At 56.1% G+C, this 22,337-nt stretch carries 12 protein-coding genes; 2 read left to right on the forward strand and 10 right to left on the reverse strand.

What is annotated here, in order from left to right; genetic code table 11:
• Positions 1–31: 31 nt before the first annotated feature.
• The 8 genes from HFP54_RS15160 to HFP54_RS15200 all read right to left on the reverse strand — a co-directional run bounded on the left by HFP54_RS15160 (position 32) and on the right by HFP54_RS15200 (position 16,365).
• On the reverse strand, positions 32–1,492 hold the full coding sequence (locus HFP54_RS15160; RefSeq protein ID WP_168565770.1) for a sulfatase-like hydrolase/transferase: 1,461 nt from the start codon (positions 1,490–1,492) through the stop codon (positions 32–34).
• 47 nt (positions 1,493–1,539) lie between these two features.
• Positions 1,540–3,720 (reverse strand): glycoside hydrolase family 172 protein, encoded by a 2,181-nt coding sequence (locus HFP54_RS15165; protein WP_235951845.1) that lies wholly within the window; start codon positions 3,718–3,720, stop codon positions 1,540–1,542.
• Between the two features lie 154 nt (positions 3,721–3,874).
• Complete coding sequence (locus HFP54_RS15170; RefSeq protein ID WP_235951847.1) at positions 3,875–6,979, reverse strand: GH116 family glycosyl hydrolase; 3,105 nt, start codon at positions 6,977–6,979, stop codon at positions 3,875–3,877.
• Between the two features lie 466 nt (positions 6,980–7,445).
• Complete coding sequence (locus tag HFP54_RS15180; RefSeq protein ID WP_168565771.1) at positions 7,446–8,240, reverse strand: leucine-rich repeat domain-containing protein; 795 nt, start codon at positions 8,238–8,240, stop codon at positions 7,446–7,448.
• Positions 8,241–8,319: 79 nt separating this feature from the next.
• Positions 8,320–10,335, reverse strand: a complete 2,016-nt coding sequence (locus tag HFP54_RS15185) for a SulP family inorganic anion transporter (protein WP_168565772.1) — start codon at positions 10,333–10,335, stop codon at positions 8,320–8,322.
• Entirely contained in the window at positions 10,332–11,861 is a 1,530-nt protein-coding gene (locus HFP54_RS15190) for a proton-conducting transporter transmembrane domain-containing protein (RefSeq protein WP_168565773.1), read from the reverse strand. The genes HFP54_RS15185 and HFP54_RS15190 overlap by 4 nt, the downstream gene beginning before the upstream one ends.
• Positions 11,861–13,252 (reverse strand): proton-conducting transporter transmembrane domain-containing protein, encoded by a 1,392-nt coding sequence (locus tag HFP54_RS15195; protein ID WP_168565774.1) that lies wholly within the window; start codon positions 13,250–13,252, stop codon positions 11,861–11,863. Before HFP54_RS15195 ends, HFP54_RS15190 begins: the two co-directional genes overlap by 1 nt.
• Positions 13,249–16,365, reverse strand: coding sequence for a DUF2309 domain-containing protein (locus HFP54_RS15200; protein WP_168565775.1), 3,117 nt, complete (start codon positions 16,363–16,365; stop codon positions 13,249–13,251). Before HFP54_RS15200 ends, HFP54_RS15195 begins: the two co-directional genes overlap by 4 nt.
• Positions 16,366–16,955: 590 nt before the next feature.
• On the opposite strand from HFP54_RS15200, the gene HFP54_RS15205 reads away from it, so the two are divergent.
• Both HFP54_RS15205 and HFP54_RS15210 read left to right on the forward strand, forming a co-directional pair.
• Complete coding sequence (locus tag HFP54_RS15205; protein WP_168565776.1) at positions 16,956–18,323, forward strand: two-component system sensor histidine kinase NtrB; 1,368 nt, start codon at positions 16,956–16,958, stop codon at positions 18,321–18,323.
• A gap of 5 nt (positions 18,324–18,328) precedes the next feature.
• Positions 18,329–19,687 carry a sigma-54-dependent transcriptional regulator gene (locus HFP54_RS15210; protein ID WP_168565970.1) on the forward strand — a complete coding sequence of 453 codons (1,359 nt, stop codon included), beginning with the start codon at positions 18,329–18,331 and terminating at the stop codon, positions 19,685–19,687.
• A 62-nt stretch (positions 19,688–19,749) separates the two neighbouring features.
• Here HFP54_RS15210 and HFP54_RS15215 read toward each other — a convergent pair whose 3' ends face one another.
• Both HFP54_RS15215 and HFP54_RS15220 read right to left on the reverse strand, forming a co-directional pair.
• Positions 19,750–21,180 carry a sulfatase-like hydrolase/transferase gene (locus HFP54_RS15215; protein ID WP_235951849.1) on the reverse strand — a complete coding sequence of 477 codons (1,431 nt, stop codon included), beginning with the start codon at positions 21,178–21,180 and terminating at the stop codon, positions 19,750–19,752.
• 148 nt (positions 21,181–21,328) lie between these two features.
• Positions 21,329–22,219, reverse strand: a complete 891-nt coding sequence (locus HFP54_RS15220) for a ParA family protein (protein WP_168565777.1) — start codon at positions 22,217–22,219, stop codon at positions 21,329–21,331.
• Between the last annotated feature and the right edge of the window lie 118 nt (positions 22,220–22,337).

Consider the following 22,337-nt stretch of genomic DNA (forward strand, 5'->3'; position numbering starts at 1 on the left):
ATGCGAAGGTGATGTCTGCGTCGGGCTGCGGTCAGAACGCTTGTTTTCGGGACCTTTTGATTCCCTCGTTCAGGTCGCCGGGATAGGCAAAGTCGGCGCGGTCCGTACCGTCGCGATTCCAGTCCCCAAGTTCTTGTCGGGCTTCGTCAGCCAGTGACTGTAGCCTGCTAGTCTGGTCCGGATACCTTGCTGCCACGTCCTTGGTTTCCGACAGATCATCGGGCAGATGATTCAGCACCGGATGGTCCAAATTCAAATAGGTCTTTCTTGGATGACGAGCCCAATAGACACGCTGGTCTGCGGTGCGTGGCAAATGAAGTTTCCAAGGTCCGCGTCGAACGGCCTCCAACGTCAAACCGTTGTAGTAGAGGAATTCTTCTCTGGGGCTTTGGTCGGTCTGGCCCGTCAACAGTGGCAACAGACTGTATCCGTCATAGGTGCGATCACGCGGTAACGTGGTTCCGGTCGCCGCCGCGATGGTGGGCATGACGTCCAAAGCACTTACCATTGCATCGCAGACCTGTCCGGCGGGGATCGTCTTGGGCCAACGAATGATCGCCGGGACACGGTGTCCGCCTTCCATCGTGGTGTACTTCCATCCGGACAATGGGTAGGCCGATCCGGCGGGCAGCCAGGGGCCATTGTCCGACGCGAAGATGACAAGCGTGTCATCTTCGATGCCCAATGACGCCAATTGGTCAAGCACGCATCCGACGTGATGGTCCAGTTCACGCACCATGGCGGGCAATGCCTTTGGGTTCATGCGGCCCTTCAGCTTCTGAACTGACGCCCATTCCTGTTCGGTGCAGAATTCTTGGTTCGGCGACCAAGGCCCATGAACCAGGTAGTGTGCCAGGTAAACAAAGAACGGTTTCTCGGCTGCATGTTGGCGCTGCATGAAGTCGATCGTCGCGTCGGTCAGCCGCTGGTGGGCGTCGCGAAACATGATTTCATCTTGCGGGGTTTCGTTTTCAAACCAGGTGCCGGCTTTGCCCACATGGAAATTATGTTTTCGACCGACGTAGCGATCGAAGCCCTGCTGTCGCGGCGCAAATTCATCCGCGTCGCCCAAATGCCATTTCCCAAACGCAGCGGTCGCGTAGCCGATCGGTTTCAGCAATTCGGCAATGGTGATTTCGCTTTGTGGCAAGCCCACATGCTGGTACCAATCGGGATACTCCGGGCGGTCATTGGGGCATACCGGCAAACCGTTTCTTTGCGGATATCGTCCGGTCAAGACGGCAGCACGACTTGGCGAACAAACGCTGCAAGCGGAAAGATAATTGGTGAAACGAATCCCGTCAGCCGCCAAACGGTTGATGTTCGGCGTTTTGATTCCCGGATCTTGCGCGTCGTAGCACTCCAGGTCGTTGTAGCCCAGGTCGTCCACATAGATCAGCAAGATGTTGGGCGACGGTTCGTCCGCTGTTGCCCCGCGGATCACCAAGATCGACCACAACGTCAGTGCGACAAGAGCGAGGGAAGATTTCATTCGTTGCAAGCGAAAACGTTTTAGGGCCGGGATCAAATCGTCTGCTCCTACGGTGTATTGGATTCGATGACGAGGCAATCAAGACCAAAGAAGGTGCCGGGATCCTTGGAATCCGGATTGGATCCCGTCACTTTGATACGAATGGTGACGTGATCATCGTGCGGGGTGAACGTTCCCAACGTGACAGGTCCGGTGACGCCCACATCGGCGGAATAGGTGTCTAAAGAAATCCCGGTGGGTTTTCCGTCGACGGTGAATTCCAAAATCCCATAGTCGAAACTGGTCGTGGCATGGACGGTGATCGTGACGGGATTTGTGCCAGAGGTGGGGACCTGCAAATCGACATAGTCACCGATTGATGTATCGCGGACGAAAAGGTGACGGCCACCGCTCCATCGATCCTGTCCGTAACGTCCCAGGTTTTGATTGCGAATCACCTTCACACCGCTGCGGTTTGCCACTGCTTTTAAAGTTTCACATTCGATCGCATGGTCAAAATGTGACGTCGGCGGTGGCGTTTGGCGTGATGCGGATGCATTGGAAACTGACGGAACCACCCAGCGTTGGGTTGCGTCTTGTGGAGTCGGTTTGCGATTGCAGGTCGTGTCGGCAAAGCCATACCAATACGTGCCCGCTGCATAGCCCATGTCACAGTCCGACCAAGACCAGACTTCCATATCCAACTTTAGCAAATCGGAAAACGGCATCGTGTCCAGAACGCGTGTGCGAGTCTCCGTACTATAGCCCAGCGTGTTTCTTTCGTCCGCGTTGGTCTTACGGTTCTGTTTGTTGTACTGGTGACAGAACGGTTGGGCATGAAACGGATGCTCGTAAAAATCGGTACTGCGTCCACCCCACGAATATCCGTAATAGTCTTCGGTCCCGGTTCCGAAGATCGACGGAAAGGATTCGCCATCGACGAAGATCTTTTCGTCGCCTTCGCCCCACCATCGTTCGACCGGGTTCATGACCGTCAGTGTGTCACCGACGTAAACGCCGCGACCCTTCAACGTGATATAGTTCCAATCCGAACGCGGAAGGGTGGGCACCGGATACTGGCCACGCCAATTTGCGTGGAAATACATCGATCGTTGATCCCAAGTCCACGGTCCTGTCTTGATCTCCAGATCGGCGACCACATCTTTGCTGCCTAGATTGACCAGGGAAACTGTGCCATTGGTTTGATATGGCATCACCCAACGACACGTCATCGTTCCATCTTCGGCGACAGTACGGTACCAACCATCGAACGCGTTCAAGCCGATGCCCGAACCAAAGAATTCACCGATCGGGCACCAGATGGTCTGTTTGCCGTCGAAATCCATTTTCAGAACAACATCGCGTGTGACCATGGGGTCGCCAAAGTCGGCCAGTTTGACGGAAAGTTCGCGCACGGCGGCGGCGCCGGACGGCAGGTCGTACTTCATCTGTTCGCCGCCACCCAATCGCGTATGAAAACGCTGACGTTCCGTTGCGCCGGTGGTCGCCGGATTCAATAAAGATTGACCGACGTGTTGGGTGATGTTTCCGGCGGCCCGGAAATCGTCGATCGTGAATGTTTTGACGGGCGTGTCTTCGTCGTATTCACGAAAAGTGAATTGGAAGAAGAATGGCATCTCCGACACCGTGACTTTGCATGATTTAGCGTACGGTATCGGGAAAAAATTCACGGCCGAACGCAACGACGGATGAGCGAAGGGGTAGGGGAACATTCCACTGCCGTCAAACATGCCCAGCATGTTGCCTTCGAGTGTTGGTTCGTCGGCGCCATCCAGATAGATCCGCATGATCAGATCGGTGCCACCGTTTTTCTGATTCTGCCAAGGCATCCATGTCCGCACGATCGCACCGGGGCCATCGTGATCCATCAGCACCCATTCCTTGTTGCCATTGATCACTTCGGTGCGAATGAAATTCTTGCCGTTGGGAGGACGGTTGAAATCGCCGTTGGCGAACCAGCCCTCGGGATCGTCGGGTGTTATGGATTCTCGGTTGTAACTGCTGTGTTGTCGAAGCCGAAAATTCTTGACCGGGAACCGTGCAATCCCATCGCGATCGACCATGTCCTTGAGCAGGGTTTCGATGGTGACGACCGAATCAGCAGACCGATGTTTGCTTGACGTCTGCTTGGGGCTATGCGGATCAACCTGTTGAGAAATTGAATCGTCCGCTGCATCACATACCGAGGAGCATTCCGAAACGATGGCACCAGCAAAAAACAAAATCATCGCTGTCCAAAAAACACTGCGGTTGACGCCACGATCGTCGGGCGAAGTCACCGTCAACGCAGGACCGTAGGGCGACCGGCGAGATCGCCATGTCTTCGGCCGGCGGAGGCTGTGGAATCGCGGTGCGTCCATGTGATGAGCCATTGTCGAAAAGCTACGCATGTTTCACTCGCAAAGTCTGTCCATTGTCGATGTTCAAGCCGCCGGGAAACGTTGCGACCAGACGGTTACCGTCGGTCTTGAACACCGCGGGGATTGTTCGCCCGTCCAAAGTCGCGGTTGCCTGGCCCGATTTGGTTCCGGGGGCAAGATCGAGTGTCAGCTGTTGCAACTGGAGTTTGCCGTAACGCAGTTCGATGGAATTTTCCTGCCGAACGTCTTTGACGGTTTGCGTGAACTGGCCCCAGCCTTCAGCCGTGGTGAATGCGGCACGAAAATCTTCATGTTGCATTTTCGGTCCGAAAGCCAGTCGGCCTGACGGTCCATCATATTGGTAACCACAAACCGCCATGAACGCGCTGTAACTGGACATGGCGCGGGCATAGTGGTCGCTGCACTCGATTTCGTTGTACGGATTGCGGTCTTGGGGTTGATACCGGTCGTAGATGGCCTTTCCGATGGCTAAACCCTTTTCCAACATGCCTTCCCATATCATGTGGGCGGCGACCTGCCATTCGAAGCCCGTCATGCACTCGTTGAGGTAGCCCGCATAGTTTTTCTTGCCGCTTTTGGCTTCGATCTTTCCGTAGGGAAACGAGCACATGATCAATCCCGCGTTGCCTTCGACGGCGTACCATCGACCAGCGGTCATGACTTTGCGGTAATCGCCGACGTTGGGCGAAAAGTTGTACGTCCACAATGATTCCAGGGCGCGACGCGTTTTGTCTTGCGGCAGCACGGGATCAAGGCCAACGTTCCTGAGCCAAAATTCGCCCAGCACCTGGTCGATGTGGCAACCGTTGACCGATCCATGCTTCTCATCTTCGCCGGGGCCCGGATTGTGAACGAAGTACCCGAAGTCCTCATTCCACAGCATGTCGACCATCGCCGGCGCACCCTTTGCCACGATTCGTTCATAACGATCGGCGACGGCGGGCTGGTTCATTTGCCGCGCCATGACCGCGGATGCCTTCAAGGAAGCGTGGTACAGATTGATCAACCAATGGACTTGGCCGAACCAGGGTTCATCCAACGTGTTGTGTTGGGCGCCTGCCAGCAATCCGGTTTCGTCCTTGTCCCATTTGCGGATCACATGTTCCATGGATTGGCGTGTGCGGTCCCAAATGCTTTCCAAAAACCGGTCGTCGGTTGTCATTTGGCTTTCGCGCAAGACACGCAGAATGGTGCCGCACTGGCCATCGATGGCGTCACGAAACTCTCCGATGCTGTGCCGGAAATTGATGGCACCGTCGCTGGCACGGAATCCTTTTCCGTACTCCACTTTTTCACGGCATTCGCGTTCAATGACCGGGAAGATGCGAGCCAATCCTTGCGCGTATTGCCAAACGTGGGTGCAGTTGCCCGGACAGCAATTGACCCCTTCGTCCAAGTTGTACATGCCATCTTGCAAAGCCAGACGCTCGGCGACCTGCGTCTGCATGCAGTTCAGTGGGATCAGGGTTCGCTCCAAGAACCAATAGGGCAGTGTGGAGTCGTACCAAGTGTCCGTCCAAGTCTGGGAGGTGTCGGTCAATTCCGCCTGTCGCACGGCGACGCTGGCAGCCGAATCGACTGGTGTCGGCCAACGCGTGGAGTACTCGTTGATGTCAGGTTCACCAGGGCTCCGGCCAAACTTGGTGACATACCTCGCATTGGGGAAACGCCATGAAACCGTGAAGGTGACGACGGCATGTTCGCCGGGGGCAAGCTTCGTGGTCCTTCCCAGCGACGCAAACGCTCGTTCACGCAGCGGGCGTTGGAAGGTGTCGCCATCGGAGACCTTGGAATTCGTCCGAGTGAACAGATCGTTCGAGCCGGTGGCGGAGCGTTGAATGTCCACAAATTCTGCCGGTTCGTTGCCCAGCAATCCTAGTGCGATCGATCCAAAGTCGGTCGCACGTTCCAAGGGCGTCTCGGAGTTCCCGCTTGCCGGTTTGGTCGAAAAGACGATCTGGTCGATGTCGATGTGTCCCCATCCGCCGGATGCCGCATCGACGATTTCCAGATGTGCGGTCTTGCCCGCCCATTCTTCCACGTCCCAACTGGCCCATGTCATCGCATCGGATCGATTGCCCGAAGCCGATCGCACCTTTTGTCCGTCGACCCACAGGTGCATTCCCAAAGACTTGGTGTTGTTGCCGCCGCCGATCAAGAAATTGATAAACGGTTTTTGAATCGTGAAATTGGGTGACGTCAGTTTTCCTTGCGGTTTGTCTGATCCGGTCCACGAATTCACCAAGCCCTTTCCGTCAAAGCCGGACAATTTTTGAATGGTGCGCGGACCGGTTGCCGGGCGGTCACCAAAGGCGTCTCCTTCGACTTTCCAATCGCCATAGTCGCCGCCTTCAAAATCAGCGAAGACGTCAGCTTGTTCTTCGGCTCCATCATCTGAAATGGAACCGGCCCAGCATTCGACTGCTGACAAACCGTCTCGCTCAGTGAACCGACTGAACCGGCGTCCTTGACGTCCTTTTCCGCTGCGAAAGTTCGAGAGGTTTTCGATCCAGCCGGCGATGGAGACTTCTTGATCTGTTCCGGACAGATTGCTTAGCGAGTACCGCATCACGATGACGGGAAAGCTGGAATCATCGCGATTCAACGGAATGTATGGCGTGTACGCGTCCAATTCGACTTTGATCGGACATGCGTTGTCGGCATAGGTGACGTTGGCCATCGGATAGCGGTTGGTGAAGACCACGTCTTCGAAACCATTGGAATCCAACGTGAACGTTGTCGCTGAATTGTCGGAGCGAACTTCGATGGCAAACCCTTGGTCCATCGGCGATTGGAACGTGTCCGGTTCGGTAAAGCGTGGCCCGGCGCCAATCTGTTTACGGTCGCGATGGCCGTCCAAATTCCAGTACCACAACCTCCCGTCGCCGCCCAAGTAGACTTGTCCGGTGCAGATGCCGTTGATCGGCATTCCGATGAACCGAAGATTTTCGCCGGATGCGGATAACGGATTGCCGCGGTCGTACAGGCTGGCGATCCATTCCTTGCTGAGCTTCTTATCCGCGGGAATGATCGGATCAAAATCATTCCCATCGAAGGGTCCCGCCATGACTTTCGAACGCCCGGAAAGCAAGAGTGCGGCGTTCAAGCCGGCGGCTTGGATCAGGCGACGGCGGGGTAAGGGTGTCGGACCGCAGTCCGCGGAAGATGCGCAGCCACAGTGCGTTGTGTTGTCCGACGAGTGCTGAAGATTTTTGGTCATCGCGTGAATCGCCTTTCTTCGTCTTCGGGCGTTGGCACCAAGGAATCCGACACCGCCACAGACAGCGTTATCCGGTCCACCGGACGGCGGAGGGTCGGACATCAACGGATGCTCGTTCGCGAGCCAGAAAAACGAGAAAACGACCAATCCGATGACATTGGTCGGGGGAAAGGACCAATGGTCACGCCGATGACGTGCTTCGCTTTGATGTGGGGCGTGCCTTGAATGTCCCTCGTGCCGACAGCGGTGTCGAGACTTCGGGACGACACGCTGTTAACGTTTTGCGACGCCCAAGATGGGGCGACCAATGGACAACGCCTGTCGGGGCGTCCCGGCTTGGTCACCAAATTTGCTAATGATGCGCAAGGCTGTCGATTGCCAGCTTTGGTCCATGAATGAGGCATTCGGGATGCTGGGCACTGAAACCCAGGATTGCCGACGCGGTCACCTGTGTTCCCGTCACGTCCAATTCACGAAGGTTGCCGAGCGATTTCAGCTTAGCGAATCCTGCGTCGGTGATCTTGGTCCCGGCTAGATTCAAACGGGTGATTTTCGGCATGGTGACAAGGTCGTTCATGCAACGATCGGTTACCCCGGTCTGGCTTAAGTTCAAATTCTGAATCGTTTGGTGTCCAGAGAGACGTCCGACGGTGGTGTCGCTGATGCGGGATTCCGACAGATCCAGCGTGTGCAGGCGAGGCCAAGAAACATGGCTAAACGTTTTGTCGGTCAACTCGCATCCCGCAAGTGACAAGGTGCGGAGATTCGAGAGCTTCCCCAACCCCACGGCGGCTTGGTCGGTGATTTTCGTGTGGTCTAGAAACAGCCATTTCAGTTGGCCGAGGTCACAGACGATCCGCAGGGTTGCGTCGGTGATCGGTGTCTGTGCCAGTGAAAGAAAAACCAGGGAACGTTGGCCGGCAAGCAAATCGGCAGCATCGTCGGTGAATCGCGAACCCTTCAAGTGCACGTAGGAAAGTTGGCCGTTGATCTGGCGTACGTTGCCAGCCCCCAGGTCAATCAACTGCTGGCTAATCGACTGGCGGTTGTTGGACCGGCCGATGGTGTCGTCCGCAGGAATTTTTGGAAACCAAGCCATCGCCGCTGTCACCAGGGATGAAAAGCAAATCAGACGCAAAGGTTTCATGGTGTCTCCGGAACCGAACGAAGGCGGTACAGCGTTGGCGATACGAATCAAGGAATCAGTGGTGGTGAAAACGTGCCTTTTAAACAGGCGTGGCGCACACAGCAGCGGTGATGGAGGAATCAAAATGGTCGCGACGAACCACATCGACGTCTTCGCACCAAACAGCAACGCTGTGGTTGGGGAACACATCGGTTCGCAGATACCGAAGGACGTCGTCACCAGTTTCCGGAGTCACAACCACTTCGATGCGGACCTGTGATTCTGACGGCCGGTCCCCACATCGCAGCCGATGGCGTCCGGCTCCGCTGCAAGGTGTTGACGTGTAACCGGTGGCACCCAATTCGACGAAACGATCGACCAGTCGCGACTCCAGATCATGGTCGGCGACCACGGTCACCCTTCGCATTGTGGAAAGGCCACCTTTACGTGCCGATTGCGGGCTGGCTGCTAGCGGCTTCATCTGCGACAAACCACGGATATGGAATTGCAGGCCTTCCTGTTGGAAATCGCGTTCCATCTCTTCGAGCTTTTCCATCACGCTGTGGTCGACCAGCTTGGTGTCGGACACGTCAATGATCAGATTTCGTTTTTGAATCAGCCCGATCTGTTCGATTTGGCGACGGAACGGAATCCAGTTACTGAAGACGGCGGACTCTTTGGCCACGATCAGGCTGGTGTTGTCATCGATTTCCTGGACCTCAATGAACGGCTTGAACAGACTTTTCAGTGGAACGCCATTGGCAACGTGGATGATCAGTTTCAACAGGATTCCAGCAGCGACGCCGATCAGCAAATCGGTCGCCAAGACGACGATCAGCGTGGTGACAAAGATCGCGAGCTGTTCTTTTCCGATTCGCCAGACGTGCACAAACTCGGCCGGATGTGCCAGTCGGTATCCGGTGTAAACCAGCATGCCCGCAAGGGCTGCGAGAGGAATCTCGTGCAGCACCATGGGGATCATTGCGACACAGGCGAGCAGAAAGATCCCATGCCACATATCGGCAAATCGCGTGCGAGCACCGTTGTCGATGTTCGCTTTGGACCGCACGATTTCGGAGATCATCGGAAGTCCGCCGACCATCGACGCACACAAGTTTCCGATCCCAACGGCGACAAGGTCACGGTTCATGTTGGTTTTGCGTTTCCAAGGATCCAACAAGTCGATCGCTTTGGCGCTGAGCAGCGATTCCAGGCTGCCGATGATGAAAAACATCATCACCCATTTCCACGCTTTACCCTGTGCAAGTGCCGTGAAGTCGGGTGTGGTCACGTCGTCAAACATGCCAAAGACGCGTTCGGGCATCTTGACCAGGTATTGTTCACCCAACTGGTACTGATGTCCTTGCAGCGTATAAGAGTGCTCGTGCAGTAGGTCGAACATCAGTCCCATGGGAACGGTGACCAACAGAACGATCATTGGCGAGGGAATCTTCTTTAGCAGCCCGACCTTTTGGCCTGCCAATGGCCATAAGAACATGATCAGAATGCTGGTCATCCCGATGGCAGCGATCGCCGGGTTGGCTTCGGCAATGTAGTGCGGAATCTCGCGTAGCATTTCCAGGGGTTCACCGCCGGCGGAGACACCCAACGCCACGGGGAACTGTTTGATGATGATGATGACGCCGATCGCCGCCAACATCCCGTGCACCGCAGAAATGGGGAAAAATTCGCCCAAGATTCCGCCACGGAACAGTCCGAACAGGATTTGGATGACGGCGGCGGCCACGCCGACGGCAAGGGCGGCTTGATAGGCGGTGAAGTCAGCGTCGGTCCATCCCCCGGTCATCCCATCGCCACCGAAATCTTCGATACAGCCGATCGCAATCACGATCAAACCAGCCGCGGGACCTTTGATGGTCAGTTCACTATTGCTGATAAAGGTCGTCAGAATGGAACCGATGATGGCGGTGAAGATCCCGGCGATGGGCGGATAGCCACAAGCCAGCGAGATACCTAAGCACAGCGGCAACGCGATCAGAAAGACCAACAAGCCGGACAGAAAATCGTGCTTGAAGTACTGCACAAACCCTGACGCGTTTCCGCGAGGCGTTTCGTTTTGTTTTGTGATGGCGGCGGGGACTGCGTTATCACTCATTTTCGGTCTCCGATTGGATCCTGCGCCGTGGACACAGCGATCGCTTGAATCTGAGGCTTTTCGGTGGATGACGTGGGGAGAGAGACGGGCGGGGCGATCAACGCGTGAGATGTGCCTGGACCGTCGGTGGTGTGAAAGTCGGAATCGGGGCTGGAGGCGGCCTTGCGGTGACGGATCAGTTCAATTGCAGCGTGATAGCGTGATGCGACGCTCCACTGGGGATACAGTCCGCCAAAGATGATCAAGGTCGACAGCATCAAAACGGCAATCTTTTCGGATCGGCGGGCACGCAGTGAGAACGTGGCCAGATGACGATGGCCAGTGAAGATGCGGAAATAGGCTTGTAAGATTGCAATGCCGTTCAGTGCCGCTGCGACCACCACCGCCATTCCGATCCACGGATACACATCGACCGCGCTTTCGACCAACAGTTCGATCCCGATGAATCCGATGGTGCCCGGGAATCCGATCGAAGCCAGCCCCGTCAAAAGAAACAGTGCCGCAAGGGTGGGCATGTGTTCGTACAGACCATGGAATTCCAACATAGAGATGCGGCCCACTCGGGCTTCGACGCTTCGCAAGGTCAATCCGAAACCGCCCAGGGACAGTCCGACGGAAATCCAGACGCACAACGCACCGGTCAAACCGATGGGTGTGGCCAGTTCCAGGCCGATCAAGACCAACGAAGATTGGCTTAGCAATAGGTAACAAAAGAATCGTCGGGCTTCATGCTGGACCAGCGCCATGCATCCGGCATAGACGGCGGTGATCAAAGACACGACCGCGATACTTTGCAAGGCCCAGTCCGGTGCGATCGGTAGAACCAACCGCATCACCGCGTACGCGCCGGTCATGGGAGCGACAAACAGTAGTGCGGTGCCAAAGGTCGCCTTTTCAAACAGATCGGTCATCCAGCAATGCAGCGGAACGATGCCGGTTCGCAGCAACGCGGCAACCGTCAGAAGAGCGCCGCCAACAAACACCGCGCCGAATTCGACCAGCACTTGGCCGACCACCAACAGGGCCGCGAATACGGTCATGTGAATGGTGAACACTCGCGTGCAACGTTGACGACTTCGCAATTCCATCCAAACGGGAATCGTCGCAGCCAACAACAACCCGATGATGACCCAGGCGTTTCGGCAACTGAGCGTTGCGATCAAAACGGCTTCGGAGACTAACATCGCGTTGAAGGAAAAGCGGTTGGCTTTGGTACGCAATGTTGATAACGCGGTCAACAAACACAACAGTGCTGCCAGCGGCAACAACGGCGCGTTCAGTTCATCGATGACAAAGACATCGTGATGAAAGATCCAGCCGATGACATCCCAGTGGTCGTGGGCTTCGAAGGTTTGCAACCGTGAAAAATCGATCCATTCCCCGGTGGCACACGCCAACGTCAGGCCGCATGCAACCAAACTGACGATCCGGGCGGTCGCGGAGTTTTCCAGTCGTGTGACAACCACCGATGCGATGATCGGAATCAAGATGGAAAGCTCCATCCATGGCAAATGCAATTCCTGCATCAAACGAATTCCTCCAACGATTCGACGTGCGGACGGACGTCATCGGATTCACGTGATTGACCGCCGGATAGAAGATTGGTCCAGCGTCTTTCCATGTTGTCACACCATCGAAACAGGCGGGTGAAAGGACGCACGATGTAGTCATCCAACAATGCGTCCAGGAAACCGCGTTCAATCGCGGTGGAATACAACCGTGCTCGGAATCGCGTTGGCAGCCAACGTGCCCAAATCGTTCCGTTGCGTTGAAGGTGACCACCGATGGCGTTTTCCAGCGTGTGGTAGTCGTGCAGCAGTGTGGGGGCACGCAGCAATTGCAGCGTCCGCAGGCAGGCATGTCCGATAATGTGGATCAATGCCAGGTAACGCAGCCCACAACCAATTTCGACCACGATGATCCCGACCTGGGTCAGCGAGGCGAACGCTAGGGCGCTCTTGATATCGGTCTGCACGCGTGCGGTCAGGGTGCCAAAGACGGCGGAGATCAGGCCCACCGAAATAACAGCGGCACGCAAAAGTGGGGACGCATCTAATAGCGGGCCGACGCGAAGCAAAAGGTACGCACCCAAGTGCACCGACAATGCGCCGTAAAAGATCGCACTGGACGGTGTGGGGCCTTCCATCGCCCGAGGAAGCCAGCCGGAAAACGGTACCAAAGCGGATTTGCCCATCGCCGCCAGCAATAACAATGCACCGACGAATAACGCATGCGACTGCGTGATCGCAACGTGGCCTTCGGGCCAAACGCCCGTCCCCATCAGGGCGTCGAAATCGCCGGCCCCGGTCAAGTGGTGCAGCGTCAAGGCGGCGATCAAGAATGCCGCGTCAGAAACGCGATAAATGCTCCAAACGCGTTGGCCATTTCGAACCGGGTTGGTGCGTTCGTGAAAATACGCCACCAGCAACGCCGATGACAGGCCCACCAGTTCCCATCCAAAAAACAGTGTTTCAATCGTGCCGGCCAGCGATGACACAATCATGCCCAACAGAAAGACGCTGAACAGGACAAAGAATCGGTTGTAACCCGGTTCACGGTGCAGATACCGGCTGGCAAATGCACTGACCGTTCCGCAAAGAACGAAGGACAGAATTGTGAAGGGTACCGAAAGCCGATCGAAAACGAATTTCAAATGAAAGTGGAAGTGTTGTTGGGGAATGACGACCCAATTGCCCAATTCAATGGGGACAAATCGCCGATCGGTCACCAACATCAATCCTAAGATCGCAATAATCGCGACCAATCCAACGACGACCGAAGTTTCGGTCAAGCGTGCGGAGGTTCGCTCGCTAATCTTTTGATCCAGCAGTGACGTCACCGCCAAGACCGCCAACAGCACCGCGGGGCTGATCACCACGACCAGGCCGAGCGCGAAATAGCATTGATCCAACGTCATGCCGGGTCTCCTTGTTGCGGGGTGTTGGCCGACAGGATGGATGCGAATCCCAAGTGTTCGCGATGTCCGGCGTACCAATCCGGCGACGAATTGACCGCCGGAATTTCTCGTTCATGCGGCGCGTACATCAGAAAATCATCCTTGACCCAGCGATGGACGCGTCCGGATTCCGGATCGAAGACCGCCAGTTGCACCCATCCGCCTTTGACCAGTCGGGCAATTGCATCGTTGTCGTCGATGATGCGTTTCATCGCCTGCGGCGTGGATTCGATCACGAACAACAACCGGACCGGTTCATGGATTTCAACCATCTGCCAAGGCAAGCCCGGACGCAGGTCGCTTTCGGCACCGTCCATCACACCCAGCAGGGATGTGATGTTGTGCGGAAGCTTGGTCCCGCATCCGTATCCGATGGGATCGACATAGGAAAAGTAGTATTCCAAGTTGATCCCGGCACACACCGGAATGACCGCTTGCAGCATCTGTTCCAGAATGGAACTGCGATCGTCGTCTTGCGTCGGGTCATAGGATGTCAGGAACGCGCGGCGATCCAAAAACAATCCGCGACTCCATTCACGTCGGCCGACGAAACACAGGGCATTGGTGGCATGGCCGTATTCCGGCCGTGTTTGGGAGAGGTCTTCAGCCCGTCCTTCGACGTGTCGCAGGGCTTCGTCAAAGTCGACCGAATCACCGGCCGATTCGAAACGCCGGCATCGTTCGTGGGCACTGCGTTTTCGCGCTTCGTCGATATCCGCCTTGGCCGCCTCGAATCGCTGACGGTGCCGCAAAGGCACGCGGTCCAAGTCATACCAAGACATCGTGTCATCACACGTGTTGTGGTATCCACCGAGGAAGAAGGTCGAGTCAGGAATCGTCAATCCGCGATCGGCCAATTGCGATCGGACGCGTGGATCGTTGGCCATTTGGGCGAACGCGCGGGCGTTGGGGCCGCCACGACCGCCGCCGCATGCGCCGCAATCATGTGCGGCTTCGTGTGGGTTGTTCAGGCTGGCCGATCCGTGGCCACAGATGACCACTAACTCGGACAACAAGTCAGGGTTGGCAAGCCCGAGGGCTCTCAGGCCACCTTCGACGATGTTGCACATTTCATCGACGCAATATCCGATATTCCCGTTGTCCGATCCGGGGTCTGGTTTCAGTCTTTCCAAGCATAACTCGGTCGATTGCGTGCGAACGATGGACCCGAACCACCGCCGGATTTGGGCCGTGGTTCTGGGGAACATGATCCGAGCGACCAACGGGACGGCTGCGATGGATCCGAAGATGCCCGTTAATGCGCCGCCCAGGAAGGAACGTGATCCCAAATGCGCTTGATGGGTGGCGTGGCCCAAGGTGCGACGTGCACCGGCGCGACGACGTTCGCCTTCGACCGCCGAATAGACCGGTGTTTCGACGACAAAGTGATCGGGTTTGACGTTCACCGGGCACAGCGGCGTGTAGTGCGCGTCCGCTGCACCGCGGTAGTACATGGCAACACCAAAGAAGCCAGCGATTCCGAAGGTTTCGCAATCTGGTTGAATCTCTTCCAGGTGACGCCGAAATGATTCTTCGCGTTCGTCCAGGCAACAAACAATTTGAAAAGCCGGGCGCTGTTGGGGCCGGCGTTTGGGCCGCCGACCGTGGGCGATCACAGCATCCAGTGTTTCATTGCGATACTTGCGTTCAAAGGCGCGATGATAGATCCGACGTCGCTCCAATGCAGGAAAGGACTCGATTTCTCTCAGCAACGCACTCCACTGCTGTGGTGCCAGGTTTTCAAGATTGCGGGGACGCCAACCCAAGATTTGGGCCAGTTGAAAGACGGTGTAGGCACGCTGTTCGAAATGGTTGTTCGGTCCGATCGTATCGTGACGTTGAAAGGTCTGGCGCAGTTTGTGTAGCGGGACCTGCTGATCAGAAAATTCGTTGACAACCTGTTCAAGTGCGATGCGATCGAGCATCAAACGGACGGCCAGAAATTCCACCAGGCTGCCGGATGGTGCGGGATGCGGGGCCCATTCCGCGTTGGTTTCCATCTGCCAAATCATGCCCGTCCAACCACGCAACGCCAACTGGGTTTGTGTGATGAATCGTTCCTGTTCGCTCTCATCGACCCCAAGCAACTGCAAGGATTCGCGGATCGATTGCAGGGGCGTCACTTGGTGATCGGACAGCCGCTGACATTCATTTCGAACCGATCGCAGCCAACGCGTCGGTGCAGGTCCGTCGATGTGCCGGGCCAAGAACGAGCGGTAAAATCCTTGGTTGCGATACGGCAGATTCCATGCAGCAAAGCCTTGGTCCAAGAATGCGGCGCAGAATCGAATCAACGTTTCGTGGACCGGAACATCGGCATCGCCGGCACCGGCTTGCAACAGAATGTCGCGGTGTCGCAGCGGTGGGTCACTTGGCCCGGGGCTCGCGTCCGTTGTTACCGCGGAGGGACCGGCGATGCGAACGCCTTCGCAGCAGACACGCCAAAGGTAGTTCAGAACGAATGCTTCCCAGCGCCGGTCGCTCCACGATTGTCCCTTGGCAGACTTGAACTGCTTCAAAACCTCGTCCATGGTGTCGCCGATGGGCGATGGTTGTTGCCGGCGACGCTGGACGGCCGCGCGAGTGTCGGCCAACATTTCTTGACGGACCGTGGCGGGCACTTCATCACGAAAGCATCGTAGTGCATCAGTTTCCGCGACGACCCATCGCAATTCATGGGTGGACCCGGTGCGCAGCGAAAATTTCATCATCGACAAACGCAACGCATATCGGGTGCAGAATACCGAAACCAATCGGTCCGCTTCGTCTTCCAGGTCTTCGTGCAAGACCGCTTCAAGGTCTTCGACGCGGATCCGTCCTTCTTCCAACATCTTTCGATATCGGTCTTCGGGCAGATACGCGTGGCATCCAAAGGTGCGACCGCCGGCTTGGACACCGCTGTCGAAATCGACGTCCTCAAAGGCGTGCAGCGTATTATGGTGAACGAAGACCGTGATCGGGCCTTGCGATGGCAGCAAATGGGCGGCGTGTTCGATCTGGTGACGTAGTGATGTCAACGGATCATGCGATGGTGTGGAACGACCAATCGCGGCGTCCATTTCCAAAGCGGGCATGTTCATTGGCAACGACAGACATCTAAAGGAATGGCGATCCATACCGGCGACCCTACGACGTCGCGGACCGATGGCCCCGCCCAAACGCAACCGTCGTGCCATCGGCGGATCACGCCGCAGATTGAACGGCGGCAATGTGCGATGGACTTCCCTGGTTCACCGGGAAAATGCATCTGCAAGGTCATCGAAGATGGTTGCGAACAGCGCAATGAAGCTGGCTAGCACGGCTGACTACAACACCGGGGCTGTGCAAGACTTTGCAGGTCGTCTGCACCGGCTTGCACGATGATGCCAGCCAAAGCGGCGAAGTCGGCTGATTTCACCGACTGGTGCGGCGTTCGCACGGATGGGGTGCGTTAGCGTCGAAGGGACCCGGACGTTTGTCGGCCTCGATTGGTTGGCGGCCACCGCCATCGCCGGCTTGCTCGGTCTGGCCGTCGTCCCGGGTTCGCCTTATCGTCCGTGATCAACGGCAGGCACAGCGGACGCTGGACAGCGACGCTGTGATGGCCATCGATTGAATGTTTCCCCGTTACTGCGCCGCGGACGTTGAGACCCAATGGGCCGCGGTAACGATACAAATCCACCCGATGTTTCGCGCACGATCCGAAGAGAACGAGAAAACGTACCGGCTGGCCGTGATTGGTCTGCTGCTGGGCAGTGCCGCTGCGCTGGCGATCACCATTTGGGTGATGGTGGACTTTCTGCGTGAACAGCAAATTGTCGAAGACTTGATCGGCCAATTGCCACGCGACGGCCGCGAATCGGCGCAAGTTTTGGCCGGGGAACTACGCTGGCAATTTCGATTGACCATCTTGGTCGTGTTGAACCTTGTCGTGACCGGGATCGCCGTGGTGTTGCTGTCACGGGCGTATCGTTCGTCGCTGCGAAGTCTGCGTGACCTTAAAGCGCTGGCCGGCGACATTCTAAGCAGCATTGATCAGGCGGTGATCACGACGGACCGTGACGGCCGAGTCACCAGTATGAATCGTCGTGGATTGGAATTGCTGGACCCTCCCAGTGAACCGGTCGGACGGTCCTTGCATGACTTGGCGCCATGGGTACCGTTGGACGAGTTTCGACAAGGACAAAAGGACCGAGAAGGCGGCAAACAGTCGGACGATTTTGAAACGATGATCCGTGATAGCGATTTGGTGCTTCAGGGGTTCTGTCAAACATTGTGCGATATCGATGATCAAGAAATCGGTTATGTGATCCAGTTGCGCGACGTGACCGATCGCATCATGATCGAGGAACGGGTGCGACGAATGGAAAGATACATGGGGTTGGGCTCACTGGCCGCTGGCTTGCATCACGAGATCAAAAATCCATTGGCGGCGTTATCGTTGCATGTCCAACTGTTGGAAGAACAATTGGATGGGAAAGACGAAACGGATGATGTGCGGCAAATGCTGCGTGTAATCCGCAGCGAAGTGGTTCGCATCGGTGGTGTGTTGGAAGTATTTCGCGATTTCGCATCCATCGACCGGTTGAATCTACAACCGGTGAATCTGGACCACTTGATCCACCGCCAAGTCGACTTGATTCGTCCGACGGCCAAAAAACAAAGTGTGGCCGTGCAGGTGCGATGTCCACGGGACGTTTTGCCCGAAGTGATGGCGGACCCGGTCCGTTTGGAACAAGTGCTGCTGAACTTGTTGGTGAACGCGTTGGAAGCAATGGCCGGTGGTGGCAGTCTTTGTGTCGAAGCCGAAGTGATCGAAGAGACGGTCAAAATCAGTGTGGTCGACTCGGGATCGGGCATTCCTGCCGAACTAAGCGACAAGATTTTCGATGCGTACTTCACAACCAAGGGCTCGGGCAACGGTTTGGGCTTGGCGTTTTGCGACAAGATCATTCGACAGCATGAAGGCAGCCTGCATTTCCATTCCGGCACAGGGGGAACCACCTTTGAAATCACATTGCCGATCGGTTCTGAATTCGAAACCAGTGAGTGAGCGTCATGGACGAGGAGTTTCAGGTATTGATTGTCGACGACGAACCGAACATCCGATCGGGCTTGGCGCGAGGATTGGAAAAGGAAGCCACCCATATCGAAACCGCGGGGACGGTCAACGAGGCGCTGGATAAGTTCGATGCCGGCGATTTCCAACTGGTCATTGCCGATATCCGACTGCCGGGCGATCGTGACGGGCTGGAACTGATCTCGTTGGTCCAGCAACGAAAGCCTGGCACGACGGCCATCGTGATCACCGCCCATGGAACGGTGGAAACTGCGGTCGATGCGATGCGGCGTGGGGCATTCGATTTCATTACCAAGCCGGTCGATCTGAACCTGATCCGCCAACAGATCGCCAAGGCACGCGAACACCACCGGTTGCAATCCGAGAACCGGGAATTGCGCGACCGATTGGCCGAGGCGGGTGAGGTGTCGGGGATCGTAGGAAACTGTCGAGCTCTGCAAGACGTGCTGACACAGATTCGGCAGGTGGCCGACACCGATGCAACCGTCTTGATTCGTGGTGAAAGCGGCACCGGTAAGGAGTTGATCGCTCGGGCCGTTCACGATCTTAGCAACCGGGCCGGCGGACGATTCATTGCCGTCAACTTGGGGGCTTTGCCAGAGACATTATTGGAAAGCGAATTGTTCGGGCATGAACAGGGATCCTTCACAGGCGCGTCGCGTCAGAAACCCGGGTGTTTCGAACAGGCCAACGGTGGCACGTTGTTCCTAGATGAAATCACCGAGATCCCGTCGAAAAGCCAAGTCGATTTGTTGCGTGTTCTGGAAACCGGACACTTTGTACGCGTCGGTGGCGAAGAAGTGTTGGAATCGGATGCTCGGATCCTTTCAGCAACCAATCGTGATATTCAACAGATGGTCGATGATGGCGAATTTCGTGAAGACTTGTTTTATCGTCTGAACATTGTTCCGATCGAAGTCCCGCCGCTACGTCAGCGTCGTGAGGACATTCCCTTGTTGGTCGACCACTTCCTGGAACACTTTTGCATCCGCCATCATCGTCCCGCCAAAACGATTCACGATGCGGCAATGACGCAACTGGTCGGATCCAGTTGGCCGGGCAATGTTCGGCAGCTGCGTAATGTGATCGAACGATTGGTTGTGACCGTCGGCGATGACACGATCGAAACTCGTCATCTGCCGTCGGATCTGCAAGGATCGTCGACATCGGGACCATCCCAAGAGGCCACGTTGGCCGAAGTGACCGAGGCGGCTGAGAAATCGGCGATCCAATCCGCGCTTTCGGCAAATGATTTTCATCGCGAAAGAACGGCAAAGTCGCTTGGGGTCAGCGTGCGAACGCTTCACTACAAGATGAACCGCTACGGGCTGCACTGATATCCTGCGCTAGCAATCCCACGCGAGCGAACACCCGCACAAGAATTCCCCGCGGGTCGGTTTCAGTCGGACGGACTGGTCCATTGGGGGCGCCCACGGCGATCGCGACGCGTGGTGGATTCCCAGGAATCGTACATCGCACGCAGTCGTTTTGCCGTGTCGGGATACTGTTCGATCAAGTTGTGGCTTTCCGATTCGTCGACGGCCAAGTTAAACAAATAGACCTTTTCGCGTTCGCCACGGCGATCAACGACGTATTTCCAGTCGCCATCACGAACGCCTTTCCAAATCGATTCGCCGCGTGGTTTCCGCCAGTACAAAACGCGATCGGGATGTTCGCCGTCGAGGATGTCCAAGACATTGACGCCTTCGAGTCGGTGAGGTCCGGGAAAGCTGGCGTTCGCGAGATCGGCAAGCGTGCGTGTCCAATCAAACGTCAGCGTCGGAACGTCGCAAACCGTGCCCGCAGCAATCTTGCCGGGCCAATACGCGATCGCCGGAACGCGGATGCCGCCTTCAAACGTGCTGCCCTTAATCCCCCGATACGGATCGTTTCTGGCGCTCTTGGTGCCGCCATTGTCGCTGGCAAAGATGACCAGCGTATTTGCGTTGACGGTATCGAGGACACGACCGATTTGTTGGTCCATCCGCTGGATCATCGCACGATAAACATCGGGCGGTGCGCTGCCCTGTTTCCATAGCGGCGAATCCAAGGGCAGAGGGTGCGTTCGTCGGTCATCCGGACCTTGGAATGGTGAATGCGGGCAGGTGTACGGCAGATACAAAAAATAGGGACGTTCGTGTTTGCCATTGATGAACTTGACCGCTTCGTCGGTGATTAAGTCTGTGAAATATCCCTCGTCACGGATCGGTTTGCCATCACGAAAAAGGTTGTATCCGGCCACGTTGTCGGTGTAATGGAAATAGTCCATTTCACCACCGATGCAATAATACGTGTGGTCAAAGCCGTGCAGGTGGGGCGCGAACTTTGGTTCATAACCCAGATGCCATTTTCCGAAAATCGCCGTTTCGTATCCGGCGGATTTCAATTGGGCCGGCAAGGTGGGGACTGAAACGGGAAGTCCCAGATCATGGGTTTCGCGCAGACGAATGGCGTCGTCATAGCGGCCGACATTTCCCGTGCCGATGGCGCATTCCAGTCCGCCGATCCATTGTTGATAGCGACCGGTCAAGAATGCCGCGCGGGTTGGCGAGCATTCCGCACCGTTGGCGTAGTGGGCGGTGAATCGAACCCCATCGGCGGCCATCTGGTCAAGCCGAGGGGTTCGGATGTCTTTGCGACCATAGCATCCAAGATCGCCGTAGCCCAAATCATCGGCCAAAACAAAAATCAAATTCGGTCGATCCGACGTGGGGTCGATGTCCGTGGTTTTGTCAGCGGCGGTCGACGGTGTGGGGCCATCCAGGATCACCTGCATTGCAATGCCCAACACAATGCAGACGATCCTGGAACGAATTCGATTTTGGGACATAAGACGGTGCCATGGTGAGAATTCGGAAATGCGACATTCTAACAGTCTGGCTGGGTCGCATTGTGAATGGATTCATCACGCATGGCACGTCTGCAATTTTTCGTGGGAATGATTGGCCCAGCGACGTTCCGGTTTTGCAAGCTGCTGGTCAGGCTGCTTGGGCCAATTGCGGGACCGGAATGTTGGCCTTCTTCATCCGCTGCAGAATCTCGTTGCACAGCTGTGCGTAACGCAGCGAGAATTCTTTTCCGTACTTGGTTTCACAGCTTGCCACTGGTTGGTCGACCAACCGTGGATCAACCGCACCGGCAAGCTGGCTGGCATTCGGGATGATGCTTCCAAAGGGTTCAGGCAATCCTTCGAATGGTTCCAAGACCATTTCGCGATGCAGGACGGTTTGTTGACGATACAGCGTCCAAAGGGTGCCCAGGCAATTCGTCTTGTGACGTTTCAGGCGCTGGACCAAGTTGAAGGAACCACGAACCGAAAGCTGGTCAGGAATGCTGGGGATGATGCAACCGTCGGCGATGCGCAGGAACATCTTGACTTGCATCGCGATGCTGGGCGGGCAATCGACAATGATCAGATCAAAAATGCTTTCCAAAATCTTTTTGACCTTGGGCATCTGCTTCTTCAAATGATGACCCAATTCACGCTCGGTCACGAACGTGCGGCAGCACCGCTTGGATCGAAACACGTTGCTGTAAAAATCATCAATGCGAAACGAACACGGCAGTACAAATAGATTGGGGCGTGACGCTGCAACACTGGACGAGCTGGGGATGATGTAGTTCGCGACCGAATGCACGTCAAAATCAACATCCGACATCGCAAGAAAAACATCATGCAACGTCCGGTGAGCCTTTTCGCAGCTGAGCATCCGGCTTTGACCCAGCAACAATTCGCCGGCCATGCTTTGGTGGTCGGCGTCAATCACCAGCGTCTTATAACCGACTTCTGCGAACGTTTCGGCGATTGCGACGGTCGACGCAGTCTTGCCGACGCCGCCTTTCAAGTTGATCATCAATAGGGTGGGCATAGAACTCGACTCTCCATGGGGGAAGGAACCGTGGGCACGTCGTGGGGTGACGTTCCCATCGGCGTCGAGTGGGGGAGGTGCTCACCTTGAACAGGTGTTGTCAACCGAAGACGCCGGC

Origin of the sequence: Crateriforma spongiae (genome assembly GCF_012290005.1) — a bacterium.
Taxonomy (GTDB): Bacteria; Planctomycetota; Planctomycetia; order Pirellulales; family Pirellulaceae; genus Crateriforma; species Crateriforma spongiae.